Source organism: Pseudarthrobacter sp. NPDC080039 (assembly GCF_040702335.1).
GTDB lineage: Bacteria > Actinomycetota > Actinomycetes > Actinomycetales > Micrococcaceae > Arthrobacter > Arthrobacter enclensis_A.
This window is the reverse complement of record NZ_JBFBKY010000050.1, coordinates 1-10,501: the sequence shown is the minus strand read 5'-3', so window position 1 is coordinate 10,501 and position 10,501 is coordinate 1. Positions and strand designations below refer to the sequence as shown.

7 protein-coding genes are annotated in these 10,501 nt (G+C 63.2%); 3 read left to right on the top strand and 4 right to left on the bottom strand.

All coding sequences use genetic code 11. From position 1 onward, the window contains the following. Positions 1-302 precede the first annotated feature (302 nt). From AB0313_RS21685 to AB0313_RS21675, 3 genes are all read right to left on the bottom strand, one after another. Entirely contained in the window at positions 303-830 is a 528-nt protein-coding gene (locus AB0313_RS21685) for a winged helix-turn-helix domain-containing protein (RefSeq protein ID WP_366308359.1), read from the bottom strand. Between the two features lie 649 nt (positions 831-1,479). Next, on the bottom strand, positions 1,480-2,394 hold the full coding sequence (locus AB0313_RS21680; RefSeq protein ID WP_366308357.1) for an alkaline phosphatase family protein: 915 nt from the start codon (positions 2,392-2,394) through the stop codon (positions 1,480-1,482). A gap of 530 nt (positions 2,395-2,924) precedes the next feature. After that, entirely contained in the window at positions 2,925-3,401 is a 477-nt protein-coding gene (locus tag AB0313_RS21675; protein WP_366308356.1) for a phosphatase PAP2 family protein, read from the bottom strand. Positions 3,402-4,307: 906 nt separating this feature from the next. Here AB0313_RS21675 and AB0313_RS21670 point away from each other — a divergent pair. The 3 genes from AB0313_RS21670 to AB0313_RS21660 all read left to right on the top strand — a co-directional run bounded on the left by AB0313_RS21670 (position 4,308) and on the right by AB0313_RS21660 (position 8,070). Then, positions 4,308-4,997: a VTT domain-containing protein gene (locus AB0313_RS21670; RefSeq protein ID WP_366308354.1), complete on the top strand. Its 690-nt coding sequence runs from the start codon at positions 4,308-4,310 to the stop codon at positions 4,995-4,997. Positions 4,998-5,300: 303 nt separating this feature from the next. After that, positions 5,301-6,413: an alkaline phosphatase family protein gene (locus tag AB0313_RS21665; protein WP_366308352.1), complete on the top strand. Its 1,113-nt coding sequence runs from the start codon at positions 5,301-5,303 to the stop codon at positions 6,411-6,413. Further along, positions 6,406-8,070: an alkaline phosphatase family protein gene (locus AB0313_RS21660; RefSeq protein ID WP_366308350.1), complete on the top strand. Its 1,665-nt coding sequence runs from the start codon at positions 6,406-6,408 to the stop codon at positions 8,068-8,070. Before AB0313_RS21665 ends, AB0313_RS21660 begins: the two co-directional genes overlap by 8 nt. Positions 8,071-8,106: 36 nt before the next feature. Here AB0313_RS21660 and AB0313_RS21655 read toward each other — a convergent pair whose 3' ends face one another. Then, entirely contained in the window at positions 8,107-8,784 is a 678-nt protein-coding gene (locus tag AB0313_RS21655) for a hypothetical protein (RefSeq protein WP_366308348.1), read from the bottom strand. Positions 8,785-10,501 lie beyond the last annotated feature (1,717 nt).

Below are 10,501 nucleotides of genomic sequence, written 5' to 3'. Positions count from 1 at the left end.
CTCTTCGCCATGCTCCGAGACGGAACCCTCTACCAGGAGCCGGAACCACGAAACCACCCCGCAGCGGCTTGACGAAAACCATAGAGGCACCCCCCGGCGAGCACAACTGCCGGAGCACCTGGCCAAACTGGCAGTTCCAGTCAGCCCTGCGAAGGGCTGGGCCGTTACTGTGACAAGCCACACTGCCCCTCAGAATGAAAGTTGACGGGCCAAAAAATAGTTCGATTCCTCGGAAAAGCATCTACCGGGCAGCAGCGCCACCCCTCTAAGTAATTGCTCAGGGACGACGTTCGTGATCTATTTCAGTCGTCGTGCCTCATTGGGGCGGGTTTGATGAGGTAGCCGATGCCGCGGAGGGTGTGGATCATGGGCGGTCCTGCGCTGTCGATTTTTCTTCGGAGGTAGGAGATGTCGAGCTCGACGTTATTGGCGCCGCGTTCGGGGTGGCCCGGCCAGACATGGTCGATTATTTCCTCTTTGTGCATGACGACTTCGGGGTTTTCCATCAGCAGCTGCAGGACCGCGCATTCAGTTTTTGTCAGCGATATCTGGTGATCACCCCTGCGGAGCAGACGCCACCTCGGCTGCAGCGCAAGGTCTCCGACGATGAGTTCAGGGTTACCAAGGCTGGCACTGGCGTGGCGGGTAAGCCACCGCAGTCGCTTCGCAATATCCCCCCGGTGTGAAGGGCGCGAGAAGGTAGTCGTCTCCCGGGAGTGTGCTGGCGTCAAGTAGAAATTCAAACGTTTCGTGCGTGCTGAGGAAAAGCACTGGCACCCCGGGAAGATCTTGGCGGATCTGCGTAGTGGCCGCTCCCTTCCCGGCGTCATTTTCTGTGGCGTCGAGCAGGAGAACGACGGGCTGCCGGTATCTGGGGGGACGGACCGTGCCTGGCGTCGCGGTTAGCCATCCGGCGGTCGCCAGCTCGCGGGCCATGGCCGCCGCGATGCCGTGCCCTGAGTGCACGATGAGGACCGGGCCCCGCGCCGCCCCGGGAATGACCGCCCAGAACTCCGTCTCCGCTGTCTGCTGTGGGTGGGGGAAAACATACGGCGATTTGCCTTCTGCGGATGGGTTGTTTCGGTGCGGAACCTATGCAGTTCCTGTGAATCGGGGCCCAGTTTCTCGTGGTCAGGGTATGGAGTGGAGGCCCCTGGTACTGCCGGTGTCCAAGAACCCGCGGCGGGTGGGCCGGCGGTGACGGCTAGGAAGCCCCGCCGGAGTTCGGTGTCGGGAGTTTCGCGGCCGTGCCGGGACAGAGGTTCTTGCCTGCGCGGGGGGTTCCAGGCCCACCCATGGAACCGCCGGTGGGCGGTGGTCTGCCGATGATTTAAAGAAGCCCGGCTTGGGTCATGAGGTCGGTGACTTTGGCACTCATGGCGGGTGCCTCTGGGCGCCGGCTTGCGGTGTAGCTCAGGGGCCCTGGCAACGATTCCGCTCTCAGATCCGACACTTGCGAATGAGGGTGGGCACGCTGATTTATTGGCGTGGAAGCCAGGGCCACTCGACAGGAGCGGCGTGTGACTCGGATGCAGCGGCGTCTGTGGAGGAGGAGTTTTGGGCGTGGATCGACTCGGCGCCGGGATTCGACAGGGGGACGGTGAATAAATCTGCAAAGTCCGTTGCCCCTGCGGCTGCCCCCAGGAAGGGTCGGACTCCCAATAGCGTTTGCACAGTGCGCAGCGTCGAGCCGTGGTTGTAGGCAACGTTATTTGAATAGCCCTTTTTTGCCAGCGGGGAATTAATGATCATGCCGCTGGGGCTATTTCCGGAGCTTGCGCTTTCGTCCCACAGTATGATGATGGCCCCTCCGTCCTGATAGGCCGCAGAGGCCTGAATCATGGGAATTCCGGACCTCAGGAACTGGTCCGCCTGGCAGGCCATGCAGTGTGAACCCGGCGCCAGTTTCTCGCCTTGGTGCCAGTCGTTGGGAACGATGAAGTTATAGGCGGGCACGGCACGGCTGGTCAAGTCACCGGCGAATTCCTTGTATGGCCGTTCGTGAGCTCGGCAGTAGGCCGTGTCGCTTCTCACATCATCGAAGTAGACGAACGGATTGTGATCCAGGGAGTACGGGGCTCCTGGGTCGGCTGTGTTGCATGTCGTGCCGTCACCGGGGAGATCCTCTGCATAGTATTTCCATGAGAGGCCCACCGCCCGCAGTTGCGTGGTGAAATGTTCGGTTGTGCTGGTCGAGTGGGTGGCCGGCAGGTAGGCGCCATCAGTGAGTCCCATAGGGGCTCCGGCCTCCAGTGCCACGTAATTGGGGAGGCTGGGGTGGCCGATACCGCCGACGTAGTTATTGGCGAAAGCAGAATCCGGTAGCAAAGTGCCGTTCAGATACGCGTAGCTTGGGTTGCCCTTTACTTGGGCCCAGTCGGTGTTCTCCATCATGATGATGAAGACTGTTTTGATACGGCTGGAGCTCGTGGGCGTCTGGGACGTGGGAGCAGTGTGCATCCTGCCCACAGCAATAACCGTCGTGATGAGAAGCAGGGCGAAAGCAACGTAGAGCGCGCCCTGTCTCCATCGACCAGCGGAGAATCCCTTACCGGCCCGGGCGCCTGACGCGGAGCGGGGCGCCCTATGGGAAAAGATGGGAGCGCTCACCCCCTCATTATTTCCCTTGCACGAACTGAATGCACCGGGCCCACATTCTCCATCGGGCAGAAGGTCCCATCTTCCCTTATGCTCACCCGTCAACATCTCGCGAAGACCTCCTGGTCATGCCCGATTCGGGAACTGTATCGGCGCTCGATGTCTGCCCGGTGAGGAAGTCGCGGCCGCGCACCTTTCCGGGTCCCCATGCCGCTGAGTGGACGCGTGACCGGCTCTCCGGGGGGCCAACGGCCAAGAGTCGCGGCTTAACGCCGCGGCGGCGCCTGCTCCTTGGCCGGTTCCTGACGAAAACCGCTGACTGCCGCTTACAGGCCGGGAGGTGTCCGGAGGGCCCGTTTCGTGGATCCCGGTCGTGCGGCTCCTGTTCTCCGGGCAGCCGGCACGACCGGCGGGGGAGCGGGCAGTCTTGGGGCGATAACGACGTTCCACAGCGGAATCCAGGCCATGGTTGCTGCTATGACGACAGCAAGGGATGCGACGACGTCGCTGACGTAGTGCAACCCAAGGTAGACCCTGGAAAACGCCACGCAACCCACGAAGAGCCCGCCAACACCGAGTGCCGTGACTTGTTCAACCGTGCTTCGGCACAGCACAAGCGCGACCGCCAGGACCAAAGCGGCAGCGAAAGCCGTGTGCCCGGAAGGGAAGCTGTTATTGCCGGTTTCGGTGATGAAGCCATTCGTTGACGCCGTTGCCGGTCGAGGGCGCGCAACGAGCACTTTTGCGAGGGTTGAGGCGACCCACCCCACGACGACAATAGAAGCGAACGCCAGTGACTGCACGGGCCGGCGCTTTAATAAGAGCAGGTAGACGCAAATGACGAGGACTATAGTCGTTGCCCCGAAAGGCCCAAGCAGGTAATGGATTCCCTCGCTTACGGTCAAAAGGACGTCGACCTTCCCCGGGTCCAAGGATCCTGATGTGCCGGATCCTGGCTCTGGCTGCCCTGTCACAGTGAGGACAAACCCAACCCATATCGTCGCCGCGAACAGCCACATCCCGGCCGCTGACCACCACCATGAACGAACGGCCGGAAACAACTCCGCGGTGACCTTGGATGGCTTTTCCACAATCCGTTCCCAGCTCCTAGTGTCGCCGTGATCCGCGGCCCTTTACGATCTGTCTCTGTCCCAAGCCTGAGGCAGGACGCTGGAAAAAGACTGGGAAGGGCCGGTATGCGCAGAGGGAACGCATAACATGGTGCGGCAGTGCCGCGGAAACCGTGGTGCTTGGGGCGGGACACCGCCGGGACGGATTGTGCAACGAGACTGGGGCTTTGCCGGACGGACCGGTTCCACTCACCATCGACTGCATCGACGCGTGCTTGGCTGCCGGCGGTTGAGCGGAGCCGGCATCGGCACGAGGTCGCTGACTTTGGCGCCATTGATCGTAGCGGAGGTATTCTTGCCCCGGCCTGACGGGGCCACCCGACCCTGTCGCAGCCACCTGAAGCGGCGCTTCGTTCCGTCATGGGGCCAGACAGCTCTGCGTACCGACGGTTTCAAGACGTCAGTTGCGGTTCTGCCGCGGAAGTCGGATCGGACCTGGACTTTTGCCGGGATGCGGGTGTGGAAACTCGGGGCCATCTTAGAAACTGCGAAGAGAACTGTCGCACCGCAAAGGAGGCAACCTCAGAAACCTGAAAGAAGTTTGATCGGGCGTTAAGGTTGCTGCCGTAGGCTGGCCCGATGCACCCCATTGCGTTGGCCGCCGCCGCTTCAGTCCGCCCGTCGACGGGGCTCCTTCCGCCGTGGCTGGATCCCAACGAGTTCCTCAAAGATCCTGCCCTGGCACCATGGGTGGTCCTGATCGTTTGCGCATTCCTGTTCATCGAGACGGGGTTGCTCATCGGCTTCTTTTTGCCGGGAGATTCGTTGTTGTTCACCGCTGGATTGCTGATCGCGACCGGAACCATTCAGGTCAATATCCTGCTGCTGGCAGGCGCAGCCGTCGTGGCCGCGTTCGCCGGCGACCAGACCGGATACCTGATCGGCCGAAAGGCAGGCCCGGCGGTCTTTAACAAGCCCGAGTCGCGGATCCTCCGGGCCGAGTATGTGGAGAAAGCGCATAATTTCTTCCGCAAGTACGGGCGACGGTCGGTCGTCCTCGCCCGTTTCGTCCCGATCGTGCGGACTTTCCTTCCCGTCACCGCCGGGGTCGGCAGGATGGGCTACCGGACGTTCATCCTTTTCAACGCGATCGGTGCCCTGGTCTGGGGTGCCGGTGTCACGATGCTGGGCTTTTGGCTTGGTCGGTATGCCTGGATCGGGCAGAACATCGACCTGATTTTTGTCGTGATTGTGGCGGCTTCCTTCGTCCCGATCCTCGGTGAGGCACTGAGGGTGCGCCGACGCCAGACCATGGATCAGCGGCGCTAACCCCCGGCCCTTGGCCGGACCGTGGCCACTGAACGCCTGAACAGCCCAGGACGTGGGAGCGGTGGGAGCGGGCGCCACAGGCCCGCATCGATTGGGTGCCGAGCCCCGCTGGCGCCCAGCCTTTCCCCGATGCCGTTCCCTCCCAATGCGATAAAGCCCTGTTTGAGGATTGTAGGCAAGTTCCCAGTTAATTCCGGGTCCGCGTGCGGGGAGCGTGTGAGACGGTAGCCCCATTGGCCGGCCCCTGCAGGGTGTTGTTGCGCGGTGGCGGCCGGTTCGCAGGAGCAGCGTCAGGAGGACGCAATGTTCAGCACCAGGAAGCCTATCCGGGAGGGAACGGTGGTGGGGCGCGGGTTGCGTGCTGGGCCTGTACGCCTCCTGCTCGCGCTGGCAGTACTTGTGGTGGCCCTCTCGGGCTGCCAGGCGGGCCCGGGCCCGCTGCCGGCCCGGGCCGGAACGCCCGGGCATGTCTTCGTCATCAACCTCGAAAACCAGGGGTATGACCGGGTTTTCGGATCCACGTCCTCCATGCCGTACCTGGCGGGAACGCTGCGGTCCCAAGGGGTGCTGCTGACCAACTACTACGGCATCGCCCACGACTCGTTACCCGATTACTTGGCTCAGATTTCAGGCCAGCCTCCGAACGCCAGCACCGTCAAGGACTGCCCCACGTTCATCCCGTTCACGCCCTCCGGAACGGACAGCCAGGGACGCCTGCTGGGCACAGGGTGCGTGTATCCGCCCAATGTTCCAACCCTGGCCGGGCAGTTGAGCGGCGCCGGGAAAACGTGGAAGGGCTACATGGAAGACATGCAATCACCCTGCCTTCATCCTGCCCTGGGCGCCCCCGACGATCATCGGACGGCCACGCGGGCGGATCAGTACTCTACCCACCACAACCCGTTTGTCTACTTCCGTTCCATCACCGATTCCCCGGACTGCGCCACGAACGTGGTCAACTACACCTCGCTGGCCACCGACCTCCAGGCCGTGGGCACAACTCCGAACCTGTCCTACATCACCCCCAACCTCTGCCATGATGCCCATGACAGTCCCTGCGCCGACGGGAACGCGGGGGGCCTCGGGGCAGCCGACGCCTGGCTGAAGAGCGAGGTGCCGGCGATACTCGATTCCCCGGCCTTCAAGCAGGACGGGATGCTGGTCATTACCCTCGACGAAGCCGACAGCGGCCGGGCCGGCCCAATAAACGGTATGCCCGGTGGCACGGCCGGAGGGCAGGTGGGAGCCCTGATCTTGTCACCCTTCAGCCCCCAGGGCGGCACCTCTTCGAAGCCTTACAACCATTACAGCCTGCTGGCCAGTATGGAGGATTTCTTCAACGTTCCCCGTCTCGCCGGAGCAGCCGAGACGGGAGTCACCGCCTTCGGAGCCGACGTCTACAAGGCCCATGCCTAGCAACGCTGGCCGGACCAACCGTGCCACCAGCCTCGGGCTGGCACGCTCCCCGTTCCACACGCTGCTGGCGGGCTGGATCGCCCTGGCCCTCGGGGCGCTGCTCGCATTCGCCGGAAGCGGCGCCGCCGGGGGACCGGTCAGCGCCGGCACCGGGATCGCCAAGATCAAACACGTGGTGATCATTACCCAGGAAAACCGCTCCTTCGACACCTACTTCGGGACCTACCCGGGCGCCGACGGGATACCGATGGCCGACAACGGGCCGGCCGTGTGCCTGCCGGACCCGGCCAACGGCGGGTGCGTCAAACCTTTCTACAATGCTGCCGATGCCAACGTGGGTGCCCCGCACAGCCACAATGACGAAGTGGCGGACGTGGACAACGGGGCCATGGACGGCTTTGTGGCCCAGGCGGAAAAGGGCCTGGCCGGGTGCACCGCCGCCCAGGCGAACTGCCGCTACCGGACCACGACCACGGATGTGATGGGGTACCACGATGGCCGGGACCTCCCCACGTACTGGGACTACGCCCGCAACTTCACGCTCCAGGACCACATGTTCGCCTCCCCCTCCGCCTGGAGCCTTCCGGCCCACCTGTACCTGGTCTCGGAATGGTCCGCCAAATGCACCAAAGCCGGGGACCCGGCGTCGTGCACCAATGCGCTCCAGAACCCGGATTCCGGACCCGACCCCGAAATCATCGGCAACACCCTGATCGGGAAATGCCAGTCCGCCGCCGACCTTGCCCCCTGCAGGGAGGCCCTCACCGCCGCCGGTATCAGCCCGGACCTGGCCGCCGGCGTGGACCGGCTCATCAACGCCAGCTGCAAGCCCACTGACACCTACCCGGCATGCCAGGCCGCCGTCGACGCCGCCAACGTTCCCGCCGCACTGAAGCGGGAACTCTCCGACGCCGCCAAACACCTTCACTTGCCCGACTACGCCTGGACCGACCTCACCTACCTGCTCCACCAGCAGCACGTCTCCTGGAACTACTACGTCTTCAAAGGCACCGAACCGGACTGCCGGGATGACGCAGCCACCTGCGCCCCGATCAAGCAGGATGCCACCACGCCGGGCCTGTGGAACCCCCTGCTGTACTTCGACACCGTCAAACAGGACGGGGAACTGGGGAACATCCAGCCCCTGACCAACTTCTACGACGCCGCGCGAAGGGGAGCGCTGCCCGCCGTGACGTGGATCGCCCCCACCGACAAGGTCAGCGAACACGCGCCGGCGAAAATCAGCACGGGCCAGCAGTACGTGGCCGGGCTCATCAACGCCATCATGAGCGGACCAGACTGGAACAGCACCGCCATCTTCCTGAACTGGGACGACTGGGGCGGGTTCTACGACCACGTCCAACCACCCACCGCGGACAGCAACGGGTACGGGTTCCGGGTCCCCAGCCTGATCATCAGCCCCTTCGCGAAGCAGGGGTACATCGACCACCAAACGCTGAGTCAGGACGCCTACATCAAGTTCATCGAAGACGACTTCCTGCACGGCCAACGGATCGATCCGGCCACCGACGGCCGGCCCGACCCCCGCCCGGACGTCAGGGAAAACAGTCCGATCCTGGGCGACCTCAGCCAGGCGTTCGACTTCAACCAGCACCCACTGCCGCCGCACCTGATCGCCAACGCCAGCACCTACTAATCCTGTACTCACGTCCGAAAACTTCCGGGGAACCCCCTAGCTGGGGGCGTCTGGCCCGCCCTTGTCCTGCCGGGACAAGTAGGCCACGATGAGGGCGATGCCAACGGCCAGGGCGAGACTGACCGTCCCCGTTCCCCAGCCCAGGCCACCACGCTCGGCGGGAACGGCCGTCCAGTCCGCAAAGGACGCACCGAGCGGCCGGGTCAGGACATACACAAACCAGAACGCGGGAACCGCAGCCAGCCAGCGGCGCCAGTACGCAGCGGACCCCAGGCCGATCACAGCGGCGAAAAGGATCCCCGAAAGCAGATAGCCCAAGCTCAGCGTGTAGGCGGTCAAGTCCCCAACGGCGGTCCCTAACGCGAACGTCGTCAACACCGCCGCCCAATAGAAAACTTCCCGCCGGTGCGTGTCCACGCTATGAATCGACAGGGTCCCCTCCGACCGGTGCCAGAGCAAAAACACCCCGGCCAGGCCGACCAGGAACGACGCCGCAGACACCAGATACGGGACCCCCAGGACCACGTGCACCGCGTCCGCGGCCATCGTCCCGAACACGCTCACCATGAGAACAGCTCCCCAGTAAATCCACGGAACAAAGCGCCGGACAACAAGCTGGGCGAGAAGAAATGCGCTCAGCCCTGCCCCGCCACAGGCCAACGCCAGAACCGGGTCCATCACATGGACCAGAAAATCCGACGTCGTCTCGCCCATCCCCGTCGTCATCACCTTCGCAACCCAAAACACCGCTGTGATTTCCGGGACTTTCACCCCCAGCCCGCGACCAGCTCTGCCCGCTCCGGGGAGGGGAGCGTCCACAACGGCCGAATCGGCGGGGCCGGATCGAGGAACCGGTTGCAGCAATTTATCCATCCGGTGATTGTCTCCAACGTTCCTGTGCGCCAACTGGGACCGTCGGCACCATCCGACAGGCCTCTCATGCAACAAACCGCACGGCACGGGACCTTGAGTCCTTCGCGCCAGACTGGGGTGCCGGCCTCATGTTCCGTCGAGCCACGGTGAGCCGCCCGGTCATGCTATGTCCACTCGACATCCGGAAACGGCGTGTGCGTGCGGTGGCCGGTCATCAGATGCCCCTTAGGTCGTTGATGATAGCCATTCACAACGACGCGGTTATCGGCCCCATGGGAAACACCTGTGCATCGGCTGTGCAGGGCAGCTGTCCAGCGGACCTGGTCACCTCGAAGGAGTGGTACCGCCGAAAGGGGCACCCATCAACAGGGAAGCCGGAAATTGCTCATGGGTTCCCAAGTTAGACCGCACCGGCTTCAGCAGGTCAAATTTGCTCAACAACGGCGCGTGTGAACCGGCGGACGACTGCATGCCTCAGAGATTTGACCGGGAAAGGGTCTTAACGGCTTCTTATGGCGACCCCTCGTTGGCGAAGCCCCGATCAAATAGCGGTTGACCGGAGCTTCGATTCATTATGCGCTCTGCAGCCTGAAAAACCGCTGGGAAGCTGTCCGCGTTGTTTTCCTATCACTTTGGGCCTGTGGGCTCCGTGAGCAAAGAATGTCCGTGGACTGTAACGGGAGAACGCCTTCCTCTGTTGATGTAAAGCCGAAGCCCCTTCGAGGAGCCCTGCCCCTGCCATGCAAAGAACCGATAGGGAAGCTTTCGTCAAGCTACAGCTTCAGCGGGGGAGAGTCCGCTCTGTCCCGCGAGGAGGGCTGCGAGGCCTGCAAGAATGGGCCGTATGTGCGAATCTCGGGCTGGCCAAAAGCGGCGTACCGGCAGAGGGTGATTCCCGTTCAATGGGAAATTATTTAAAGCCGTCGGGATTTCGTCGGGTCTGCAGGTTCGCTGCCTTGTCCGGTCCGTTCCTTTCGGTGAGGGCGGCGGCGATCGCGAAAGACGCGGCTCGAAGAACGGCTACGGTTAGGGAGATTTGTGCGTTTGGTGCCAGGATCACCTCGGTCAGTGCGGCAGGGAGGTAACCCGACTTACCAACGACCGGTACTGAGCTGGCGGTGCTGTTCGCCGTCATGATGCCAGGTCGTGTGACGAATCCCTCGGCCGGGCTCGGGCCAACATCGACCTAAGCTTCTCTTGCCCGCGCCAGGCCCCTGCCATGAACTTCTCTTGATATTCCTTTCATGGGTGAGCGAGTAATACCAGCCCTGGCGGGGTGGAAGATTCTGGCGGGTTGGCGTCGGCGAGGTTGAGATCTGTGCTCGGCGGGGGACGGACCACGTGGGGCGTGGCTGTGAAAGACGCCACCGGGGCAGGAATAGCCCCGCGCGGCGATTTCCTGGCCGGTCCGCGGCGGGTTTTGCATACTTCCCTTTCCGGCTTGCTAGCGTGAAAGAGGCCGGAAGCAGATAACGACGACAGGAACGGGAGCAATTGATGAGCACGGGAATGAACGAACCCGAAGAGGCAGCGAACGACGACAGCCACCCGGAGGCAG